This window comes from Nissabacter archeti (assembly GCF_018257325.1).
GTDB classification, from domain to species: domain Bacteria; phylum Pseudomonadota; class Gammaproteobacteria; order Enterobacterales; family Enterobacteriaceae; genus Chimaeribacter; species Chimaeribacter arupi.
In genome coordinates, this window is sequence record NZ_JAERKB010000001.1 from 516,888 (window position 1) to 538,021 (window position 21,134).

General features: G+C 54.1%; 31 protein-coding genes. 25 read left to right on the forward strand and 6 right to left on the reverse strand.

The annotated features are described in order from the left end of the window. Positions 1-31: 31 nt before the first annotated feature. Positions 32-259, reverse strand: a complete 228-nt coding sequence (locus JK232_RS02385) for a helix-turn-helix domain-containing protein (RefSeq protein WP_072929987.1) — start codon at positions 257-259, stop codon at positions 32-34. A 98-nt stretch (positions 260-357) separates the two neighbouring features. Between JK232_RS02385 and JK232_RS02390 the strand changes: the two genes are divergently transcribed. Continuing rightward, the gene (locus JK232_RS02390) at positions 358-1,047 is read left to right on the forward strand and encodes an XRE family transcriptional regulator (RefSeq protein ID WP_072930064.1); all 690 of its coding nucleotides are present in this window, start codon (positions 358-360) and stop codon (positions 1,045-1,047) included. 377 nt (positions 1,048-1,424) lie between these two features. Beyond that, positions 1,425-1,784: a transcriptional antitermination N peptide gene (locus tag JK232_RS02395; protein WP_212588752.1), complete on the forward strand. Its 360-nt coding sequence runs from the start codon at positions 1,425-1,427 to the stop codon at positions 1,782-1,784. Between the two features lie 192 nt (positions 1,785-1,976). Here the strand turns inward: JK232_RS02395 and JK232_RS02400 are convergent, their stop codons facing one another. Beyond that, positions 1,977-2,102 carry a DUF2256 domain-containing protein gene (locus tag JK232_RS02400; RefSeq protein WP_072930066.1) on the reverse strand — a complete coding sequence of 42 codons (126 nt, stop codon included), beginning with the start codon at positions 2,100-2,102 and terminating at the stop codon, positions 1,977-1,979. Between the two features lie 59 nt (positions 2,103-2,161). Between JK232_RS02400 and JK232_RS02405 the strand changes: the two genes are divergently transcribed. Both JK232_RS02405 and JK232_RS22915 read left to right on the forward strand, forming a co-directional pair. Beyond that, positions 2,162-2,329, forward strand: coding sequence for a hypothetical protein (locus JK232_RS02405; protein ID WP_212588753.1), 168 nt, complete (start codon positions 2,162-2,164; stop codon positions 2,327-2,329). Positions 2,330-2,348: 19 nt separating this feature from the next. Continuing rightward, a complete protein-coding gene (locus JK232_RS22915) occupies positions 2,349-2,480 on the forward strand; it encodes a hypothetical protein (protein ID WP_276515042.1) in 132 nt (43 codons plus the stop codon). 49 nt (positions 2,481-2,529) lie between these two features. Here JK232_RS22915 and JK232_RS02410 read toward each other — a convergent pair whose 3' ends face one another. After that, positions 2,530-2,736 carry a hypothetical protein gene (locus JK232_RS02410; RefSeq protein ID WP_101828317.1) on the reverse strand — a complete coding sequence of 69 codons (207 nt, stop codon included), beginning with the start codon at positions 2,734-2,736 and terminating at the stop codon, positions 2,530-2,532. A gap of 248 nt (positions 2,737-2,984) precedes the next feature. Between JK232_RS02410 and JK232_RS02415 the strand changes: the two genes are divergently transcribed. The 14 genes from JK232_RS02415 (at position 2,985) to JK232_RS02475 (ending at position 7,737) form a co-directional block, all read left to right on the forward strand. Continuing rightward, complete coding sequence (locus tag JK232_RS02415; protein WP_101828316.1) at positions 2,985-3,113, forward strand: protease FtsH-inhibitory lysogeny factor CIII; 129 nt, start codon at positions 2,985-2,987, stop codon at positions 3,111-3,113. Further along, positions 3,110-3,238, forward strand: coding sequence for a hypothetical protein (locus tag JK232_RS22920; protein ID WP_276515043.1), 129 nt, complete (start codon positions 3,110-3,112; stop codon positions 3,236-3,238). Before JK232_RS02415 ends, JK232_RS22920 begins: the two co-directional genes overlap by 4 nt. Beyond that, complete coding sequence (locus JK232_RS02420; RefSeq protein ID WP_212588754.1) at positions 3,235-3,438, forward strand: thioredoxin reductase; 204 nt, start codon at positions 3,235-3,237, stop codon at positions 3,436-3,438. The genes JK232_RS22920 and JK232_RS02420 overlap by 4 nt, the downstream gene beginning before the upstream one ends. Beyond that, a complete protein-coding gene (locus tag JK232_RS02425; RefSeq protein ID WP_212588755.1) occupies positions 3,435-3,584 on the forward strand; it encodes a hypothetical protein in 150 nt (49 codons plus the stop codon). The genes JK232_RS02420 and JK232_RS02425 overlap by 4 nt, the downstream gene beginning before the upstream one ends. Continuing rightward, complete coding sequence (locus tag JK232_RS02430) at positions 3,581-4,204, forward strand: ERF family protein (RefSeq protein ID WP_212588756.1); 624 nt, start codon at positions 3,581-3,583, stop codon at positions 4,202-4,204. Before JK232_RS02425 ends, JK232_RS02430 begins: the two co-directional genes overlap by 4 nt. After that, positions 4,205-4,666: a single-stranded DNA-binding protein gene (locus JK232_RS02435; protein ID WP_212588757.1), complete on the forward strand. Its 462-nt coding sequence runs from the start codon at positions 4,205-4,207 to the stop codon at positions 4,664-4,666. A gap of 19 nt (positions 4,667-4,685) precedes the next feature. Then, positions 4,686-5,027: a hypothetical protein gene (locus JK232_RS02440; RefSeq protein ID WP_212588758.1), complete on the forward strand. Its 342-nt coding sequence runs from the start codon at positions 4,686-4,688 to the stop codon at positions 5,025-5,027. A gap of 17 nt (positions 5,028-5,044) precedes the next feature. Further along, entirely contained in the window at positions 5,045-5,440 is a 396-nt protein-coding gene (locus tag JK232_RS02445) for a hypothetical protein (protein ID WP_212588759.1), read from the forward strand. Next, a complete protein-coding gene (locus JK232_RS02450; RefSeq protein ID WP_212588760.1) occupies positions 5,433-5,786 on the forward strand; it encodes a hypothetical protein in 354 nt (117 codons plus the stop codon). The genes JK232_RS02445 and JK232_RS02450 overlap by 8 nt, the downstream gene beginning before the upstream one ends. Positions 5,787-5,830: 44 nt before the next feature. Further along, positions 5,831-6,073: a DNA polymerase III subunit theta gene (locus JK232_RS02455; RefSeq protein ID WP_212588761.1), complete on the forward strand. Its 243-nt coding sequence runs from the start codon at positions 5,831-5,833 to the stop codon at positions 6,071-6,073. 117 nt (positions 6,074-6,190) lie between these two features. Then, positions 6,191-6,556: a DUF4060 family protein gene (locus JK232_RS22990; protein WP_338086288.1), complete on the forward strand. Its 366-nt coding sequence runs from the start codon at positions 6,191-6,193 to the stop codon at positions 6,554-6,556. After that, positions 6,553-6,783 (forward strand): DUF551 domain-containing protein, encoded by a 231-nt coding sequence (locus JK232_RS02465; protein WP_212588762.1) that lies wholly within the window; start codon positions 6,553-6,555, stop codon positions 6,781-6,783. The genes JK232_RS22990 and JK232_RS02465 overlap by 4 nt, the downstream gene beginning before the upstream one ends. 281 nt (positions 6,784-7,064) lie before the next feature. Next, on the forward strand, positions 7,065-7,442 hold the full coding sequence (locus JK232_RS02470) for a hypothetical protein (protein ID WP_212588763.1): 378 nt from the start codon (positions 7,065-7,067) through the stop codon (positions 7,440-7,442). Positions 7,443-7,545: 103 nt separating this feature from the next. Next, positions 7,546-7,737: a helix-turn-helix transcriptional regulator gene (locus JK232_RS02475; RefSeq protein WP_101828307.1), complete on the forward strand. Its 192-nt coding sequence runs from the start codon at positions 7,546-7,548 to the stop codon at positions 7,735-7,737. On the opposite strand, the gene JK232_RS02480 is transcribed toward JK232_RS02475, so the two are convergent. Next, positions 7,718-8,899: a tyrosine-type recombinase/integrase gene (locus JK232_RS02480; protein WP_212588764.1), complete on the reverse strand. Its 1,182-nt coding sequence runs from the start codon at positions 8,897-8,899 to the stop codon at positions 7,718-7,720. The two genes, JK232_RS02475 and JK232_RS02480, sit on opposite strands and share 20 nt — an antisense overlap. A 147-nt stretch (positions 8,900-9,046) precedes the next feature. Here JK232_RS02480 and sbcB point away from each other — a divergent pair, with 147 nt between their 5' ends. Next, positions 9,047-10,510, forward strand: coding sequence for an exodeoxyribonuclease I (gene sbcB / locus JK232_RS02485; protein ID WP_420847727.1), 1,464 nt, complete (start codon positions 9,047-9,049; stop codon positions 10,508-10,510). 179 nt (positions 10,511-10,689) lie between these two features. On the opposite strand, the gene JK232_RS02490 is transcribed toward sbcB, so the two are convergent. Together JK232_RS02490 and JK232_RS02495 are read right to left on the reverse strand one after the other, a co-directional pair. Continuing rightward, positions 10,690-12,072: an APC family permease gene (locus JK232_RS02490; protein WP_072932846.1), complete on the reverse strand. Its 1,383-nt coding sequence runs from the start codon at positions 12,070-12,072 to the stop codon at positions 10,690-10,692. Positions 12,073-12,565: 493 nt separating this feature from the next. Further along, on the reverse strand, positions 12,566-13,984 hold the full coding sequence (locus JK232_RS02495; protein WP_072932848.1) for a glutamine synthetase family protein: 1,419 nt from the start codon (positions 13,982-13,984) through the stop codon (positions 12,566-12,568). 281 nt (positions 13,985-14,265) lie between these two features. Between JK232_RS02495 and puuD the strand changes: the two genes are divergently transcribed. From puuD to JK232_RS02525, 6 genes are all read left to right on the forward strand, one after another. Continuing rightward, positions 14,266-15,048, forward strand: coding sequence for a gamma-glutamyl-gamma-aminobutyrate hydrolase (gene puuD, locus JK232_RS02500; RefSeq protein WP_072932850.1), 783 nt, complete (start codon positions 14,266-14,268; stop codon positions 15,046-15,048). Positions 15,049-15,061: 13 nt separating this feature from the next. Then, positions 15,062-15,619, forward strand: a complete 558-nt coding sequence (gene puuR, locus JK232_RS02505; RefSeq protein WP_072932852.1) for an HTH-type transcriptional regulator PuuR — start codon at positions 15,062-15,064, stop codon at positions 15,617-15,619. Between the two features lie 145 nt (positions 15,620-15,764). Further along, positions 15,765-17,042, forward strand: a complete 1,278-nt coding sequence (locus tag JK232_RS02510) for an NAD(P)/FAD-dependent oxidoreductase (RefSeq protein ID WP_072932855.1) — start codon at positions 15,765-15,767, stop codon at positions 17,040-17,042. 677 nt (positions 17,043-17,719) lie between these two features. Beyond that, positions 17,720-18,703, forward strand: a complete 984-nt coding sequence (locus JK232_RS02515) for an iron-containing redox enzyme family protein (RefSeq protein WP_072932857.1) — start codon at positions 17,720-17,722, stop codon at positions 18,701-18,703. A 12-nt stretch (positions 18,704-18,715) separates the two neighbouring features. Then, positions 18,716-19,702: an iron-containing redox enzyme family protein gene (locus JK232_RS02520; RefSeq protein ID WP_072932860.1), complete on the forward strand. Its 987-nt coding sequence runs from the start codon at positions 18,716-18,718 to the stop codon at positions 19,700-19,702. A 10-nt stretch (positions 19,703-19,712) separates the two neighbouring features. Further along, positions 19,713-21,122, forward strand: coding sequence for an iron-containing redox enzyme family protein (locus JK232_RS02525; protein ID WP_072932862.1), 1,410 nt, complete (start codon positions 19,713-19,715; stop codon positions 21,120-21,122). Positions 21,123-21,134 lie beyond the last annotated feature (12 nt).

Genomic DNA, 21,134 nt, shown 5'->3' on the forward strand with positions numbered 1-21,134 from the left:
GCGGTCTAGATTGTATAAAGAGCGGTGTTGCTTAAGCTGCGCTATCAGCAGCTGTCATATATCGCTGCGGGTAGAGAATTTGCATCTCGCTGATCTTCCCTTTGAAGAACTTTGAGAGCTTTTCAGCGGTTTCTAGCGAAGTGACCTGGATACCTCGTTCGATACGACTTAGGTTGCCTACATCTATCTGGGTGGCGATAGCTACCTCAGAAATTGTCAGCCCCTTCTCTACTCGCATTTTTCTCAGTGGCGTTTGCATAATGCACCTCCATAATGCGTTATGCGCATAATATGCGATATGCATGATATGCGCAATACGCTTTGCGTGTCACGCATAAAAAAGGTTTTAATGTGATGATGAAAACAGGCCAAAAAATCCGACAGATTCGCAAAGCGAATAAAATGACGTTAAGTGAGCTTGCGTTGCGTGTAGATAGCGACGTAGGCAACCTGTCACGCCTGGAACGGGGTGTTCAAGGCTTTAGTGAATCATTAATTCATAAAATTGCTGAAGCTCTTGGCGTTCCCGTTTCTGAACTATTCTCTTCTAATGAAGCTAATGATACTGTAGAAACATACAGTGTAAGTTCCATTATAAAAAAGGGGAGAAAAGATGTGTATAGAATTGATGTCCTTGACGTTTCTGCAAGTGCCGGAGATGGTTCACCGTCAAAAGACGTCGTTGAAGTTATAAGATCTATTGAATACGTACCGGAACAAGCCAGAGTAATCTTTGGCAACCGGCCGGAGCAATCAGTGAAACTGATTAATGTCCGTGGCGACAGCATGGAAGGCACCATTGAACCCGGCGATCTAATATTTGTTGATGTCGGTGTAAGTACATTTGATGGTGATGGAATCTACGTATTCGACTTCAATGGCGACATGTTTGTAAAGCGCCTGCAGAAGGTTAAGAGTCAGCTGTACGTCATTTCTGATAATCCCCGCTATAGAGAGTGGACCATTTCTGAAGAAGAAATGCATATGCTCCATGTAGCCGGCCGCGTGATGCTAAGCCAGTCTCAGCAGTTCAGGCGTCACGGATAAGCCAACTCATCTCGACAAACCCGCCTAGTGCGGGTTTTTTTATGCCTCACGCATAACCCGCCTAAAAATAATTCCCTTTTTGTTTCAAAAGCATACACAGAAACTACAGTTCATCTTTGAAATTCCCATTATTATGCGCTTGACGCATATGCGTATTGCGCATAAATTACATCACATCAGCAGGACGCACGACTCACCAGGACGGTGAAGCTCTTTAACAACATAGAGCGCTGACAAAGCGCAAAAGCAACAAACCGAGATGGGTTTGGGGTGCAGGAAGAAGCCAACCTCTTCGGCGGAGGCGCTCGGCAATGAGTACGCGGTCAGGATTAGCCGCCTGACTTTCTGCACCACCAAAACCATTTCAGGAGGTAATCATGACAGTCATTACTTACGGATCATCAAGTCTGGACAACGCTAAAACCCGTCGCCATGCTCGCCGCCGTGCTGCGGCAATGGAGCTGGAACGTATCGGGAGCATTCTCGAAGCAGCCTTTGGGCTTGAGCCAGAAGTTAAGACCGAAGCAGTAAGCAAGCCGGTTAATCGAGTAGTGAAAGCTGTATCCAGCGCTGAAGGGTATGGCCGGCAGCTACAGAAGGCTATCGGCCATCACGAGCCAATCGCTCAGAAGCGCGAAGAGAAGCAGCGCCGTGAACACATGAAGGTGCGCAATCCGCTGGGGCAGCAGGTTAACGCCCGTCAGAAGATGCGTGGCAAAAGCATCCCGTTAATTTGAGCGAGGTGACCATGAGAACAACATCATTCAACTCCGTACAGCGTCAGGCGTTTTGCCAGAAGTTATACGGTCGCCAGTGGATGGCTAAGTGCAGCAAGGAGCTGAGGTTCGGGGAAGTGCCAGCGAGAAAGGTGTTCTGGCCTGTGTACATATAGCCGCCCAATGAGGCGGCTTTTTTATTGCCAATCCAGCTCACTGACGCCGACAGCGCTCTGAGCATTTCCGCACTTCATCCCAGCACTTTTCCCACTTCTTACGCCATGTAAATGGGCGGCCGCAAACTGTGCAGATTTTTGTTGGGAGTTCGCTTTTTTTCACAAAGAGCCTCACGCGGTAAGAGTGGAAAACACATTATTTTAGCCGAAACAGGAGAAATTGTGAGCAAGAAGAAACAAGAAAAGAAAGAATCATCATCACTTAAAGATGGCGATAAAAACTGGCGAGTGGCCTGCGATAACTGCGGGCAAAAGCCAACAGTGCACTCTACTGGCTTGTGTGGGCCTTGCTGCTTTGGTGAGTCTGATACTGCCGGTGGCAACTGGTAACCGCTAACAGGAGAGAAATATGTGGGAAGTTGATTTAGATGAAGGTGGAAGTTATGTCGCCGCCTGGGATGGTGACTGGCTTCCGAATACATATCAAAGCCGCGAGGAAGCAATGGAGGCGCTTCTCGACTGGCTTAGCGAAAACATCTGAGTGACACCGCAGAGCTGATTCACTGAGTCGGCTCGACGATGGCACTTGGCTACTTAATCCGGCTTAGGCTGGCACCTTCTGAGACCGCATATTTCTCAGTGAAATGTTTCTCTATTTGGTCAAACAAATTAATCAAATAAGAAGCATCGCCATCTTGTGTGAATTCATGCAACCGCCCTGCTCTAATTAGCTCAATTACAAGTTGCTGGGCTGCTAATTGAGGATTCGTTTTCGGATTGATAATTAAATCTGACATCAGTAGCCCCTTATCAAGATTGCAAAAAAAAACACCCTAGCACTTCTCGGTGGTATAAATAAAGAGCAGCGCATCACACTTTGAACCCGCTGTTTTTATTGGTATTTATAGTCATAAATTGAGCCTTAAATATATTTAATCAGTCCCCCAGGAATTAATTAAATTCGCACACCTTTTACTGCATATCAAAACAGCTTCATTTGAGGCTGCTCTGCTATGTAAACAATCAACTTAAGGAACCACCCGTGATGGATTTAGCTATCGCAGGCGGCACCATCATGGGTGCCAATAGCTTCAATAACTCTTTACTCGACATTATCACCGAGCGCCTCCGTTCTGGCTGGCGTTCATTCACTCGTTCAGTGAGGCATCCATGAAGTTCACCATCGCCGGTCAGCTTCTCATCATCACGATAAGCGGGAGCAGTCGTGAATATCCAAATAACGCGGCTGGCTATCAGCTGATGGCTCGCGAGTTCTGCCAAAGCAAGGGGTTGTTATGAACCTGAAATTTGAATGCCGGGATGTACGTGTCCGCCCCGGAGTTCGCCTGGGTGAATTCAAAGTAGAGGCCGCGGACGTGGCTTTATACGGTCAGTCAGACGACCGCGAGATTCTGAGCCAGCTCGATATCACAGAGGTTGTTGAATGGCTTACCGGCCAGGGTTACAGCGTTACCGCACCACAGGAGTACGCAGCATGAATGAATGGAGTGATGACGCTTTCATCGCGCTGATGAAAGACGTATGGCCTGAAGAGCCGATTGATATTGGCGAGCCGGTTGACCTGGCTGCGGAACGGCAGAAGCCAGAGATTAGCTGGGCTGAATTTGCGGGGAACTATCAATGACAGTGAAGAAGGTTTATCAGGCCATCAGCGCGGTGGCCAAGGACATGGCGGCGGTTGGTATCAGCAAAGACCGCCGCAACCAGCAGCAGGGATTCAACTTCCGTGGTATCGACCAGGTGTATAACGCGCTGGCGCCAATGTTGGCCAAGCACAACCTGGTCATTCTGCCGCGCATCACAGAGCGCACAGTGACCGAGCGAACCACACAGAAAGGTGGCGTGTTGTTCTATGTCGTGGTCAGGGCAGAGTTCGATTTCGTGTCTACGGAAGACAGCAGCACTCATACGGTCACCACCTACGGCGAGGCTATGGATAGCGGCGACAAGGCCACGAATAAGGCTATGTCTATCGCCTACAAGTACGCGGCGTTTCAGGCGTTCTGCATACCCACAGAAGAGACTGCTGTTGACCCTGACTCAGAGGTTCATGAGGTGGCCAGCAGAACACCGGATGAAATCCTGGCTGAATTCACGGCTCAGGCTGGGGCAAGTAACACAGTTGAAGAGTTGAAGGCGATATACAAACCGGCATGGAACTCCCTGGCCAAGCATCCCGAACATCAACAGAAGTGCGTGGAAGTCTTTAAGACACGCGGTTCAGAACTAAAGCAGGCGGCATAAATGGCAAGCAAAGGCATTAACAAGGTAATTCTCGTTGGCAATCTGGGGCAAGACCCCGAGGTGCGTTACATGCCCAATGGCGGTGCTGTGGCCAACATTACGCTGGCCACGTCAGAATCATGGCGTGACAAAGCAACCAGTGAGCAGAAAGAAAAAACCGAATGGCACCGGGTGGTGCTGTTCGGGAAGCTGGCAGAAGTGGCCGGTGAATATCTGCGTAAGGGTTCACAGGTATACATCGAAGGCAAGCTGGCCACGCGAAAGTGGACAGACCAAGCAGGTGTCGAGAAGTACACAACAGAGATTCACGTCAATGTTGGCGGAGTAATGCAAATGCTGGGCGGTCGCCAGGGTGGTGATGGCCAGCAGCAACGGCCGGCACCTCAGCGCCAGCAGCAAGCGCAACGCCCTGCTCAGCAGGAAGAGCCCCCTATGGATTTTGACGACGATATCCCCTTCTAACCTTCACAGGTAAACCCAAATGCTCACCAGCCACGAGCAGGATGTCTACGACAACCTGCCGGTTGAGCTGCGTCCAAAATACCTGGACAAGCTCCGCCGAATCAAAGAAAGGGATGCTCTCATCGTTGCTGGTGCGCTCAAGGCAGTGGAGTGCGCCAGACAGGGATTGCAGCATGAGCGCCTCAACAGGATGAGGCTCAACGCGCTCAACAAGGAAGCGGCGTTCTACCCACTATGCCCTGAGCATATTCTCGCTAAAGACAGGCGGGCGTTCACCAGAGAGCAGCCTGCCAATACTGATATTTACCTCGACTACACTAACCCAATCAGGGGCTTTGGCGGCGCTGTCCGTCAGGGTTAATTACGTAAGGACTCATCATGACAGACAAACAGCCCGCCCCGATTGGGGATTGCCACATCGTAGGGAAAGCGGTTGTGCCGGAGGATTTCGTAAAGCTTGAGGCAGAAGCTAAGCGGCTTCAGGAGCTGATGGTTAGCGCAAGCATAGAGTGCGCAGGGAAGCAGCAGGAAGCGCTATCCAAGGCAATGGAAGCCTATCTTGAGGTGAGTACACCGAGCGTCATGCTTAGCCTGTTGCAGCAGAATGCTGAGCTTAAGGCAGGGCGGGATGCGCTGGCGGTTCTGGCTGAAGAAAGGCGTCAGTTCATCATCAACGGCGTGGAATTTGGTTATATCCGACTCCCCGATATGGACATTGATTCCGCAACATGTGTCTATGAACGATGCCTGAGCAAGGCGGTGAAGAGTGAATAAATCGCACCAAATTAAAGAAATGCAGGTTGTCATCGACAACTGGAAGTCGCGCGCTGAAGCGGCCGAGGCAGAACTTGATCGGCTGCGGGAGCTGGAGCCTATTGGCAAGGTACGTTTAGGCGAATATGACGACTGCGGTAACTATCCTGATGCTGCCGTTGTATGCCTGCACGAAAGTGCGCATTGGGATAATTTCCCGGAGGGATATGCCCTCTACGCCGCCCCGCCCGCACCGGTGGTTAGGGTGCCGGATGTAGACAAATTTTGTCATGGCTTGTGGCCTCATGCCGTTAAGGCTTTAGAGGATTACCGCAACGAAGTGCTCCGCCTGAACAGCCAGGGATAGCGCCCTTCTCTTTCCGGCGTATACTCCATTCAGGAGGTATGCCTATGTCTTTCAATATCGCAGAACGCAGCAGAGAAGAGCGTGACAAGGTAAATGTTGACCTTGCGGCGTCATCAGTCGCATACAAGGAAAGGATGAACCAGCCGGTTATCCCGCAGCATGTGGAAGCGGAGCAGCCGGAGGAATACAGGGAGTATTTCAGGGAGAGGTTGCGGCACTACAGGGAGGTAAGTCAGCAGTTCCCGCGTGGGACTGACCCGGTCTACTTTAGAGAGGAGGAGAGATAATGTCAGAACAAAAGCGGATGCGTAGGGAGCCGCGTCCTTCCGAATGCCCTTATTGCGGCTCAGAAAGAGTGGCTAAGGAAAAAATCATGGGTAACGATACCGGTGACTGGATCTGCGGTGCATGTAAAGAGACTTGGTCTATCAAATATATACCAGAAGAATAAAACCCAATCCGCAATAAACCTCGCTCCGGCGGGGTTTTTATCACTATCACAAGCCGCCTCGAGCGGTTTTTTTACGCCTAAAATCATGATTGAGCGCATCTACGGCGACACCGAGCCAGCCCATATCGTTGTCGCACATAAAGCTATGGAAGCGCATAAAGCCAAGTATGGCGAGGGCAACAAGTTTCATCCCCGGATTTACTCAGTCGCATATCGCGGCAGGTTCTATCAAATCGAGGTCGTGACCCGGCGCCAGACTATGGCAGCGACGGTGATTACTGGTGTCAGAACGTTAACTAAGGTGTTGGAGGTTGCATGAGCGAGTGGATTGAATGTAGCGACGGCCTGCCAGAAGATGAAACTCCGGTGATAATCAATATTAATGGTGAAGTAAGGGTTGGGGTGATTTGTTGGGAGCAGCCGGGCTGGGAAGATGCCTATTCGCCTTTCCAATACTGGGACGACCCATACAACAAAGGGCAAGACTGGGACTGGTGTGATGTTACTCACTGGATGCCACTACCAGAGCCACCGGAGCATACCTAATGCTTGCCGGCTTCGTCCTCTTACTCACCTCCTGCACTACTGATTGCCGCGCCATCCCCGTATCAGAAACCATCTTCCCTACCCTGACCGAGTGCCAGCAGATGGCTGAGCGCATCAGGATGGTTCGCCCGCGGGTCACTTTGGAATGTGCGGAGGTGCGCCGCTAAGAATGCTTACACCACTTCACCTGCTTATCACTATCGCCGCCCTGGCTATCTATTACGTCCTGATGGGCTAACGCCCTTAACCTTTTACTATCGCGCTATGCGTGAGGAGTTTTCATGTCTGAAGAGAAGGAATATTACATCGTTTCGGTAAAGTGGACCGAGCGCGGCGATCCATACATTACGCTTTGGGGGCCAGATGATGGTGGTTACCGAGCCAGATTGGAAAGCTCGGGGCGGTACAGCCATGAAAACGTGATGAGCGCCCTTTGGTACTATAACAACGGCTATCACACTCTCGCCGTTCCATGCCCAATCCTTGAAGAAATTGCCGTCAATGTTAAACCGGGGTGGATTGACGGCGATGGTGGGAATTGGATTCCTAATAATAGGGCAAGCTGGGAAGTGATTTTAAGCAACGCAATCTGCGTTCCTTCCAGAGAAGCCAGGCCAAGATATCGCGGCGCACCGCGCAGTCATGTTCGCTATGCATGAACACACTTCCCGACATCTCCCCGAGCGAGCTAATCCTCTGGCTCGCCATCGTCACCCTTTTCATCATCGACAGCTTTATCAGTAAGCCACCAAAGGAGTAGCTATGTCTGACATTACCCTGATCCAAGAAAAAGAAGTCATGGAAAAATTGCAGATTACCTCACGCACAACCATGTGGAAGTATTGTGAGTCGCATAATTTTCCCAAGCCCGTCAGAACGCGCCCAAAAGCATTTCTCAAGAGCGCGGTTGAAGAATGGATACTAAACGGAGGTGTTAATCAGAAAGCTTCCTGATGTGCCAGAACAGCTTATCGGCATGTATCTCATATGCCTTTCTCTGATCCTCTATCCAGTCGTGCTTGTTATATACCGCCATTACCCCGCCCAACTCATGCCCAAGCATCCTTTCGGTAACGTGAGGTGCTACCCCCTCCTCCGAAAGACGCGTGACAATAGTTCGCCTAAAGTCATGAGCGCGCCAGTAACCAATATCCATTCCCTCGCGAATACGCAGAATGTAGCGGTTCGCGGCGGCAATGGTTATTGGCTGGTTCACATCATTTCCCGGAAACAGTATCTGGTCATAGGTTTCCATGGCCCGTTCCAGTAGTGGCTTCATCTGTTCAAAGATGGGCCGCCTGATGACGTTATGCATCTTGCTGTGCTCTTTCGGAACCGTCCAGACCCATTCGCTCAGATCAAACTCTTTTCTTTCTGCAAGTCGAAGCTCTGATACCCTAGCCCCCCATAACATCAGCATCTGGTGAAGCAGTTTATTAGATGTAGCTGCTCTGCTTCTTTCAATCGCCACCCAGATACGAGCCAGCTCACTGTATGTCAGCACTCTACTCCCAGTTTCTGAACGCACGCCAACATCCTTCGGGCTGATGCGCATAATTGAGGAGCTATCAATCACCTGACGCCTTATGCACCAATTAATGGCCGTCCTGGCTTGGGACAGCAACTGCCGAGCGCGCCGGGGGTTCTCTTTTTCCTCTTTTGAGAAGAAATCTACCCACTGCTTTACAGTTATATCGGCAATGGGCCTGCCCGAGAATGCGCCTTCTAAGTGCTTAAGCACGGTCGATGTGTACAAAGCCTGCGTTTTTGGGCGCAGGGCTACATCGACGTAATGCTCTTTCCAGTAGCGCAGGCAGTCGCCGACAGTCATGGAGTCACCGCCTGAGGTTTCTTCAAAGTAAGTACGGGGGTCTGTGCCGCCGTCATAAAGAAGGCGTAGCTCTCCGGTAAGTGCTCGGGCATCTTTCAGGCTCAGTGCTGGATATCGTCCCAAGCCAAGGCGCTGGGCCTTACCTTTCCAGCGATAACGATATTGAAAGGTGATCACCCCTTTCGGAGAGATGCGAGCGCTGAGGCCATCTACATCTGAAACTTCTGGAGAACCAGAATATGGTTTACCATGTAATGAACGGAGTTTAGTGTCGCTCAAAGCCATAATTATTTTCTGTACGCAGTGAAAATGAAGTTCTGTACCAACTGTGTACGCAATATTGCATGGACTAAAGAGAACATCAATGAACTGATGTGAACATGTGCGGGCAAAAGCGAGGATGTTTGGCGGGATTGTCACTGCTCAAACAGTATGTTAGCAAACAGAAGTGAACGGATAAAAATCTTGGCAAACAAAAGCGAACAACCTACCTTCCTTATTCACGATTACGAAACCTTCGGCAAAAGCCCGTGGCGCGACCGCGCCGCGCAGTTTGCCGGGGTACGTACCGACATGGATTTCAACATTATCGAAGAGCCGCTGGTGATTTACTGCCGCCCGGCCGATGACTACCTGCCGGAGCCGGAAGCCGTGATGATCACCGGCATCACCCCACAACATGCCAGGGCGCAGGGGCTGCCGGAAGCGGAGTTTATCCGCCGGATCCATGAGGCCTTCAGCGTGCCGGAGACCTGCATCATGGGGTATAACAATATCCGCTTTGATGATGAGGTGACGCGCAACCTGCTTTACCGCAACTTCTACGATCCGTACGCCTACAGCTGGCAGAACGGTAACTCCCGCTGGGATTTGCTCGACGTGATGCGCGCCTGCTATGCGTTGCGCCCCGAAGGGATTGAATGGCCGGAAAATGAGGAAGGCTTCCCCAGCTTTAAACTGGAGCACCTGACGAAAGCCAACGGTGTGGAGCACACCCACGCCCATGACGCGATGTCCGACGTGTATGCCACCATTGCGATGGCGAAATTGGTGAAGCAGGCGCAGCCGCGGCTGTTTAATTTCCTGCTGACCCACCGCAGCAAGCACAAACTGATGACGCTGATTGACATCCCGCAGATGGCGCCGCTGGTGCATGTGTCCGGCATGTTCGGCGCAGCACGCGGCAACACCAGCTGGATTGCGCCGCTGGCCTGGCACCCGGACAACAAAAACGCGCTGATTGTCTGCGATCTGGCCGGCGACATGACGCCGCTGCTCACGCTTGACGCGGACGCACTGCGCGAGCGGCTCTATACCCGCCGCGACCAGCTGGCGGGCGATCAGGCTGCCGTGCCGCTGAAGCTGGTGCACATCAACAAATGCCCGGTGCTGGCCCCGGCCAAAACCCTGTTGCCGGAAACCGCCGACCGGCTGGGCATCGACCGTGAACGCTGCCTCGCTAACCTGAAACTGCTGCGGGATAACCCGCAGGTGCGGGAAAAGGTCGTGGCGCTGTATGCCGAAGCGGAGCCGTTCAGCGGCAGTGACGATGTTGACGGCAAGCTCTATGACGGCTTTTTCAGTGAGGCTGACCGCACCACCATGACCATTATCCGCCAGACCGCCCCGCAGAACCTGCCGGCGCTGGATCTGACTTTCCAGGATCCGCGTATGGAGGCGCTGCTGTTCCGCTTCCGCGCCCGCAACTACCCGGCCACGCTGGATGACGCCGAGCAGCAGCGCTGGTTGCAGCACCGGCGTGAGGCGCTGAGTGCCGAGCGCGTGCAGCGCTACCTTCAGGAACTGGAGGAGTTGTATAACCTGCACGAAGGGGATAAAGAGAAACTGGCGCTGCTGAAAGCCCTGTACGACTATGGTCGTGAACTGGCGGGCTAAGCCGCCAGGGGGCCGTGAACCGGCAGACTGAACCGCCAGGGGGCCGCGAACCGGCAGACTGAACCGCCAGGGGGCCGCGAACCGGCAGGCTGAACCGCCGCACCAGGCTGCACACGCAAAAAAGCCAGACCGGAGTCTGGCTTTTTTATTACTGTATTGCTGCGGCCGCTGCGCGGGGATTACGCCATCTCGTCGGCGGCATCCTCTTCCATCTGCGGCGGGGTTCTGCTGAAGAAGCGGGTGATGTAAGCCAGGTAAGCCAGGCCAACCGCGCCCCATGCCAGGCCCAGGTACATCGAGCTGGCTTCCAGGTTCAGCCACAGCGCCCCGACCGTCAGCGCGCCGATCACCGGCAGCACCAGGTAGTGCAGCACCTCTTTCGCGGTTTTATTGCGCTTCTCGCGGATAAAGAACTGCGAGATAACCGACAGGTTCACAAAGGTGAACGCCACCAGTGCACCGAAGTTAATCAGCGCCGTGGCAGTGACCAGGTCGAAGCAGACGGCAGACAGCGCCACCACACCTACCAGCACCACGTTAAAGGTCGGGGTACGCCATTTCGGGTGGACGTAGCCAAAGATCTTCTGCGAGAAGACGCCGTCACGGCCCATTACATACAGCAGGCGCGACACACCGGCGTGCGCGGCCATGCCGGAGGCCAGCACCGTTACACAGGAGAAGCAGAGGATAACCGACTGGAAGAACTTACCGGCCACATACAGCATGATCTCCGGCTGCGACGCATCCGGGTCCTGGAAGCGCGAGATGTCCGGGAAGTAGAGTTGCAGGAAGTACGACACCACGATAAAGATGATGCCGCCAATCAGCGCCGTCAGGAAAATCGCGCGCGGGATTACTTTCGCCGCGTTCGGCGTCTCTTCTGACAGCGAGCTGATGCCGTCAAAGCCCAGGAACGAGAAGCAGAGGATGGTTGCGCCGGTAATCATCGGCACCACGTGCGCATTCTCAGACCAGAACGGCTTGCTGCTCACCAGCTGGCCGGTGCCCTCGCCCTGATACACGCCGTGGATCAGCAGGCCCAGGAACACCACCATGATCGCCACCTGCACCACCACGATAAAGCTGTTGAGGTTCGCCACCAGCTTGATGCCGCGCAGGTTGAAGAAGGTCATCAGGCTTACCAGCGCCACCACGAAGATCCAGGACGGCACGCCTGGGAAGATCGCTTCCAGGTAGATTTTCGCCAGCAGGATGTTGATCATCGGCATGAACAGGTAGTCCAGCAGCGACGACCAGCCCACCATAAAGCCGACGTGCGGGCTGATGGCTTTCTGGGCATAGGTATAGGCCGAACCGGCAGAGGAGAAACGCTGCACCAGTTTGCCGTAGCTGACAGCGGTAAACAGCACGGCGATCAGCGCAAAGGCGTAGGCGGTCGCGACATGGCCGTCCGTCAGGCCGGTCACGATGCCGAAGGTATCAAAAATGGTCATTGGCTGCAGATAGGCCAGGCCCATCATCACCACCTGAACCAGCGTCAGGGTTTTATGCAGCTTCACGCGCTGCGCCGCCGGTGCGGCCGCCATCACATCAGCAGACATGGCTCAGCCCTCCCAGCGCGCGCGGGGAAAGGGTAAGGCCCGGCATTACCGGCCTGGGGTATTCATACAGAGGAAACTGGGGGGACACCGCGGCGCGGGTCCGGCACAACCTGGTACTTTTTTCCTGGCTATGACCACAGACGCCGGCGGGCACCGGCACGAACACTTTACTTTGCCCCATCGTTCATTTCCTCATAGTGGCGACCGGTAGAGTTTGGGGTCGCACACGGACTGGTTTGATTATCTATCCGGATCGAAGCCCGGCCTCTTGATATGTAAAAACGCCCTGTTTCCAGCGCGCGTAAATGGTTTGTACAGCCTTGAATGCAAAAAAATAACCGACGCCTGTGAGCGCCGGTTATTTGCAAGCCGCGTATTCTGCCCGAGGGGGGCAAAGATGACAAGATCCAGAGACGCCCTGACACACATTCTTTCAATTCGTGTAAAAAACAGCCAATCCTGCGCAGGCGCCGATCCGCTGTTTTTCTGCCGGTCAGGCGTTTTTCAGCATCCAGTCAATCTCAGTTTCCGTGATAAGCCGCTCAAATTGCAGCAGCTCATCTGATTTACAGGTGTGGTACACGTGGCAGAAGCGCTCACCTAAATAGTGTTTCAGCGGCGACTGCTCTTCAAATTCATACAGCGCGTCACTCTGGCGGATCGGCAGCGGCACGCCCTCTTGTTCCAGCCCGTTGCCGGTCACCGGCTCCGGCAGCGGCAACTCGTTGTCCAGCCCGTGCAGCATCCCGGCCAGCACCGCAGCCACCACCAGATAGGGGTTGGCATCCGCACCCGCGACCCGGTACTCCACACGGTGACTGTTGGCGTCCCCGCAGGGAATACGCAGTGCCACGGTACGGTTATTGTGGCCCCAGGAGGCCTGGTTCGCCACATATTTGCCCGGCTGGAAACGGCGGAACGCGTTGACGTTCGGTGCCAGCAGCGCCATGGATGCCGGCATCAGGTCAATCATCCCGGCCAGCACGCGTTTCAACAGCGCGGAGTCTTCACCGTCGGCATCAGCAAACAGGTTTTTGCCCTGGGCATCCACCATGCTGACGTGGATGTGCATCCCGCTGCCCGCATACTCTTCATAGGGTTTCGCCATAAAGGTGGCGTGCAGGTTGTGGTTTTCTGCCACCTGGCGTACCAGGCGTTTCAGCGCCAGCGCATCGTCGCAGGCGCGCAACACGTTGTCGGTATGGTTGAGGTTGATCTCAAACTGGCCGGGCGAGGATTCCGCTACCGCGCCGTCGGCAGGCAGGTGCTGCATCTGTGCCAGCGCGTCAATATCGCTCAGCACGTTGCCGAAATGGTTCAGGTTATCCACCGAGTAGACCTGGGTCTGGATGTTGCGCTCCTGGGTGCCGGGGGCGCACGGGGGTTGCAGGTAGCCCTCACTGTCACGCTGACGGTCGATCAGATAGAACTCCAGCTCTACCGCTACCACCGGGAAGAGTCCGCGTCGGCGCAATGCTTGCCATACATTATTCAGGACATTACGGGGTTCAACGTCAAAGGGAGTACCATCTTCGTCCATCATGGTAAGCAGTAACTGGCCGATGTGCTCCGGGTCAGCGGCGGAGGGCACCAGCGTACCGGGGATAGGCATACAGACGTTGTCAGGCTCGCCCAGCTCCTGGCCGAGACCGGCCTCTTCCACCACATTGCCGAGGATGTCCATCGCGAAGACGGATGAAGGGAAGTAGCAGCCTTTTTCGAGGCGTTTCAATGCAGAGACAGGGATGCGTTTACCGCGAAAACTACCGTTGAGATCGGTGAGGAGGACGTCGACGTGCTGGGTTAAGGGATGGCGTTCCAAGTATTGTTCGACTTCACGTTGGAACGCGCTACTTCGTCTCTCTTCGCTATGCTGCGCGAATTTTTCAACTTCTACCAGATTGGTTTGCATAAATCACCTGCCGTTGTGAGGGTCCGGCGCGGCCCACAGAGGGCTGACTGCACCGTTAACTGATTGTTTTCAAAACCTGGGTCCTGTCTGGGGGCGCTGCGTTGTGCGCTCAAAATATACACCGTCTGCTAGAAACATAGCCCCATCACTTATGTTTTGCAAATGTTACGAGCTGGTTTGAATATTAACCACCGGACTGCTAAATTGATAAAATAATGACCAGGATGTCAAAAAAGCAGCGTTTTTTGGCAAAAATTTAGTCCAGTCTGCGAGGTCAAATAATGGGCAATATATTTAACAGACCGATTGTTGGCGTGGTTATGTGCCGGGAATGTATTGAGGGGCATTACACACAAACCGTTGAAGAAAAATACCTGGATGCGGTGTTCGCAGCCGGGGGGTTACCGGTGGCATTGCCGCAGGTGCTGGCGTCTCAGCCCTATGCGCTCGACAGCGTGATCGCCAGGCTTGACGGGATCTTCCTGACCGGCAGCCCGAGCAATATTGAGCCGCACCATTATGGTGAAGAGGGGATTGAAGAGTGGATTGATCCGGGGCGCGACAAACTGGCGCTGACGCTGATCCGCAGCGTCCTCGACCAGCGGTTGCCGTTGTTTGCCGCCTGCCGCGGGATGCAGGAGCTGGTGGTGGCCACCGGCGGCGCGCTGCACCGGCAGGTGCATAACGAGCCGGGCTTTATGGACCACCGCGAGGATCTCTCACAGTCGGCGGATATTCAGTACGGCCCGGCACACCCGGTGATTGTGGAACCGGGCGGATTACTCGAATCTTTGCTGCCGGGCACACCGTTGTTTGAGGTGAATTCGCTGCACGGCCAGGGCACACGGCGGCTCAGCCCGTCACTGCGCGTGGAAGCCAGCGCGCCGGACGGCCTGGTGGAGGCGGTCAGCGTGCGTGACCACCCGTTCGCCCTGGGGGTGCAGTGGCATCCGGAATGGCGCATCGAGGAAAACCCGGTATCGCGCCAGTTGTTTGAGGCCTTTATTTGCGCATGCCGCGACGCGATGGTTGAGGAGCGCGCGGTGCAGGAAAACGTCCTATGAGCGAAAACGTCCTATGAGTGAAGTCAGCCTGGCACCGGGGCGACGGCTGTCACAGCTGCGCCAGCAACTGGGGTTATCACAGCGCCGGGCGGCCGAACTGGCCGGCCTGACCCACAGCGCCATCAGTACCATTGAGCAGGACAAGGTCAGCCCGGCGATCAGCACGCTGCAAAAGCTGCTGACGGTATACGGGCTGTCGATGGCGGAGTTTTTCACCGATGAGGATCGCCTGAAAACGCCGCAGGTGGTGATTGAACCGGAGAACCTGATTGAGATTGGCAGCCAGGGCGTATCGATGAAGCTGGTCCATAACGGCAACCCGATGCGCACGCTGGCGATGCTGCTGGAAACCTATGAGCCGGGCAGCAGCACCGGCGAGAAGATCCGCCATCAGGGTGAAGAAGTCGGCACCCTGCTGGAAGGGGAAATTGTCCTGACGGTGAACGGCCAGCAATTCCCGCTCCATGCCGGGCAGAGTTACACCATCAATACCGGCATGGCGCACAGCTTTACCAACCTGTCGGCGCAGGTGTGCCGCATTATCAGCGCCCACACCCCGACGACGTTTTAGCGGTCAATCCGCAGGCAATGGCACAGTAATTGCTTCATTTTGTTGCCATCTACGGTGTCTGTTCCGCAGCGTGGGAACCCCGGCCTGAGGTCGCCGCGTTCCCCTGTGGGCAAGAAGCACACCGGGCCTGTATAAGGAGAAGGATATGACCGAGCATATTACCAGTTACTATGCGGCAACAGCCAACCCGCATGAGCCGTGGCCGCAGCTGGCCGGCCAGGTGGAGTGTGACGTCTGTATTGTGGGCGGCGGCTTTACCGGCCTCTCTTCTGCCCTCTACCTGACGGAAGCCGGGTACGATGTGGTGCTGCTGGAGGCGGTGCGTGTCGGCTGGGGAGCCACCGGACGCAACGGCGGCCAGGTGGTGAACTCTTTCAGCCGGGATGTGGATGTGATCGAGGCGCGTTACGGCCACGACACTGCCCAGGCATTGGGCAGCATGATCTTTGAAGGGGCGGACATCATCCGCCAGCGCATCGATCAGTACGCCATTGATTGTGACTATCGCCCCGGCGGCATCTTCGCCGCACTCAACTATAAACAGGTGGCCCACCTTCACCAGCAGAAAGCGCTGTGGGAGAAGTATGGGCATCACAGTCTGATCATGCTGGATGAGAGCGGCATCCGGCATGAAATCGGCACCCGGCGCTACGTGGGCGGTATGCTCGACCCGCGCGGGGGCCACCTTCATCCGCTCAATCTGGCGCTGGGCGAAGCCGAGGCGATCCGCCGCCACGGCGGGCGCATCTACGAACACTCGGCCGTCACCCATATTGACCACGGCACCCCGGCGCGGGTGCACACCGCGCAGGGCGAAGTCAGGGCGCGGTTTGTGATCATGGCTGGTAACGCCTACCTGGGCGACAGGCTTGAGCCGCGCCTGTCGCGCCTCAGTATGCCGTGCGGTTCACAGATTGTGGCCACCGAGCCGCTGTCTGAGGCGGTGGCCCGGTCGCTGTTGCCGAACAACTACTGCGTGGAAGACTGCAACTACCTGCTGGATTACTTCCGCCTGACCGCGGACCGGCGGCTGCTGTTTGGCGGCGGCGTGATCTACGGCGCGCGCGACCCGGCCGATATTGACCCGCTGATCCTGCCGAAGCTGTATAAAACGTTCCCACAGCTGAAAGGCGTGAAAATTGACTACCGCTGGAGCGGTAACTTCCTGCTGACGCTGTCACGGATGCCGCAGTTCGGCCGGCTGGAGAAAAATGTCTACTATATGCAGGGCGACAGCGGCCACGGCGTCACCCTCACCCACCTGGCCGGCAAACTGATTTCTGAAGTGATGCGCGGTGATGCCGAACGTTTCGACGCCTTCGCCAACCTGCCGCACATGCCGTTCTTCGGCGGCCGCAGCCTGCAGGTGCCGTTCACCGCCATCGGCGCGGTCTACTACGCGCTGCGCGACCGGCTGGGCTGACCCACACCGGTACCGGTAAGGTTTGCCCTTACCGGTACTCCCCTGCTGTATTTCCTCCCAACGCTTTCTTTATTCGTTGCCGGCCCGCCTCTCTGTTAAGCGATATTTATTAGTTTCCCTTCGGTATATTCATCTCCCTGTCTTAAGTCCCGAAAATAACGTTTATCCGGTAAATCGGTATACCTGACTATTTGTTTATCCTTCATCCACTTATTTACGTTGTAATTTATTTTATCAACCATTAATTAATTATTGAAACGGTTCAACCCCCTAAATAAATCCTGTTTTCTTAAACTCTAAATTTACTGCATAAACAGTGTTATTCTTTGCATAACATCATCTCATCAGTGTAAAAACCCGCTACGCCAAGCACCAATAAAATTTTTTATGAGAACGATTTTCAATACCCTATATACGGCGTTAATTACCTTTGCGGTTAAAAAAAATTTTGTTAGGTTTCTGGTGATCGCATAAAAAGATAATTTTTTCGATCACCTCCCAATCATTACTATTGAAGGAATATGACATGAGCAATAAAACTGAGAAAACCCCTGCACCTCAGAAACCGAAAGTCGTTATTAAACCAAAAAGCGATCGCCCAATCCTGATGGCTGCGCACCTGTAATTCCCATGACAGCCAGGAAACTGGCTGTCCTTTTTATTATTGAGGGTGAGATATGGAAAACCAGTATGTCATTTCCGGCACCGTATCGCGGGAAGAAGAGAGTCATGGCCTGCTATTCCAACAGGGGAATGCGCTTTTTGAAATTGAGAATATCACCGGTGATGCGGCGCAATGGAATACGCTAATTAAAGCCTGCGATGGAAAAGCAGCACTGAGTGAGATTTTATCACGCACGCCCTCCCTGGATAAAGAAGCAGCGTTGGCTTTTCTGGATGCGCTGGTAGACAACAACCTCGGCTATATCAATAACTCAGGTCAAGCGTACTTAAGTGGTGATGAGGCTATTCTTATTCTTGAGGATCTACAGGCTAAATTACTTTACAGCACGCTATACAAAAATAAATTCTGGCAGGCAATGCAGACACCCGGCGACGTCCCTGAGAAAGTGTATTACGGCATGGCCATTGAGAATTACCACTTTCTTTTCCGGGAAAGCTGGTTTGACTCTCCCGTATTAAGCTTCCAGATGTCGACCAAAGCCCGCTTGATCATGAATGAATTTTATGGCGAAGAGTATGGCCATGATGAGCTGATACTGAAGGCCCTGAATCACATTGATATTCAGCGCGCCGACATCAGCGAAACATTACCTCTGCCGGAGACGCTCGCTTTATGTAATGCACTGGCCTATTGGTCTGCTAATGATCCTTTATTTTTCTTCAGCACCATGGGCATTCTTGAGGGTAAGGACATTAAAGTCGACAGCTATATCCTCGCCATGGAGCAAAGCGGAAAAGTGTCCGAATCCTTTATCAAACCGATTAAAGAACATGCCAACATCAACATCGACGCTGAGCACGGTATATTAACCCGCGAACTGTTCCATGAAATTCCGGTGGTTCGTCTTGATCAAATGAAGAGTATGATTGCCAATACCTACCTCTTTGTTGAGCTTTACGATAATTTCCATAGCGCAGTGTGGAACCATTACGCTGACGATAAAAAACCGCTGTTGCGCAGACTGTCCAATATCTGAGGGAACCCAGCCATGCAGACTTCACCACAACGTTTTTCTTACCCTAAGTTGCGTGACGGTATCCTTTATTCGCGTAACGGGGCAGAACATCATTTAGATTATCGCCAACAGGGTGTGATTTTATTCTCTGACGCGGAAGACGCGTCGCTGGATGCGTTGATTACTGACCTGTCAACGGGCGGCTATACACCTTCTGAGTTAAAAACAAAGAATCCCCTGTTAGCCGACGAAATAGACGCGCTGATTGAACAGCTTGATAACCATTACCTGCTGACAGAAAGCCACTATGCCCCGGTTGCCGATACCCTGTCAGGCACGCAGTTTGCCCGTAAGCTCAAGTCCTATGCCAATGCCTGGCATAGCCAGCTCGGCACCTCGGCGCTGTACGCCGCTATGCAAAACGGTACTGCGACCGCCTCCCAGCTGATTGGCTTTGCCATTGAGTATTACCATATTGTTAAAGCGGCCCCCACGGTGCTCGCCCCCGCACTCTCTCAAAAATGCCCGCCTGCGGTATTCCAGGGCATCAAACACCTTTTCCTGGAAGAGCACGACCATGAGGGTTTGTTACTGAAAGCCCTGGGTGCCGCCGGGTTGTCTGAAGAGCAGGTCAGCCAGACCACGCCTCTGCCGGCCACCTTTTCTGTTTACGCCACCCTGGGAACGTTCAGCCGTCAGCACCTGTTGAGCTTTATCTCCAGCCTGTTTCTGTTCGAAGAACCCTACCCGGAGTTTAATACCGTGTTCGTTGAGAACTGCCGGCGCCTTGGATTACCCGATGCGTTCTGGAAACCGATCATCGGCCATTCAGAGGTGAATGAAGAGGGCGGGCACCATTTGATTACCGATGAGCTGTTAAGCCACATCTCCGCCATCTCTGCGGAAGAGGCTCAGGTGACGCTGATCCATGTCATGACGCTGCTGGAAACCATGAAAATCTGGGACAGCCAGATTTGTGAGTATTATCAGTCTGCTACCACCCTACGCATCTATCAGTGAGGAGAGTGTCATGGAACAGTGGAGTCTTGGCCATTTTGTGAAACCGACGTTGAACACGGCTTTCCTGGCTAAAAATGAAAATGGCACGATTGAGATTGGTGAAGCAGAGGCAGAGCTGGAGATCAGCGCCACTCAGCCTGATGCCATTTTCAGCCTGCTGGAGCGCCTGCGCCTTGGGGATCAACAGGCCTGGGAAAGCGTACAGGGCACGCCACAGGACGAAGAACTCGCCCTGATTATCGGTTCGCTGAATGAGTATGGCTTTATCCGTGAAACCGCCCCTGAACATACGCCCGCCAGGAAAGACGCAATCCTGGCGACGGCGCTTGATGAGGCAGAAGCGGCGTTGCGGCCTCACCAACATGCGTTGACCGCCCCCCTGCGCACCCTGCTGGATCGCGCCCTGAACGCGGATGAGGCCGATTTCATTGATCTCATCCGGGAAGAAAAAAACGCCTTTCTTCTTTATGCGTCCCTGTCACTCATCAGCTGGAAAACGCTTTGCCCGCCGGCTGTCCGCGCGACCACCCTGCTGATGCAACGTATGCTGGGCGAAGAACCGGCACCCGGCACCATTGATTTCACCGCTTTCTGGTCAGGCGAAGTGCGCCGCTGCCTCTCACTGATTGTCTGGGCGCTGGTACGCAGCCAGGCACCCGATGCCGCGCGTAAACCCCTTCCGCCCCTGCCGATCGACCAGCCGGATTCCGGCACCAATTTAGCCTTGCGCCTGGAGCGGTGGGCGTTACATTGCCTGGCCTCCTTTGGTGAGAGCCGTTTTGCCCCGGCCCTGCGCACCAATGCGCATGGCGCACAAAAATCGCTGATTGAGGCGGTCTATGCGCAGGAGTATTACATCACGGAGCGCTTTATCGATCTGGTTTCCGCGGCGATTGCGCTGCGCCTGCCGCGCCCTCTGAAAAAGCTGCTGCGCCGCTACTATAGCGAGGAGATGGGCCATGAGTCTTATGAGCTCAGAACCTGCCTGGCGCTCGGCCTGTCGGAAGATGAGCTGCACAGCGCGCTTCCTACTCCCTTTGCACAACTGCTTTGCGACACCTATACCTGGCTGGCGGGCCACCATGTTGTCGCTTATGCGGCGGCGGCCACCATTACCGAAGGGTTACCGGGCCAACCCAATATCATCAATGAAGCGGTTGCCACCTCGGGTTTGTTATCCGCAGAGGTGAATGAAAGCTCGCGCAAACATGAAGCCCTTAATGAAAAGTTGTTCCACCCCTATATTTCCCGCCTTTTGCTGGCGGAATGCGGTGAGCAGAGTGTGGACACCCAGGAGATCGCGCGGGATTGCTATGGGTTATTGCTGGAAATGACCTGGAGAACCTGGGAGGAGCTGGAAAAATTACATGTCCGGCAAGCCCGCCCTTCTCTTAATTACCGTATGCAGGATTTCCTTTAACGATGGGCGCGC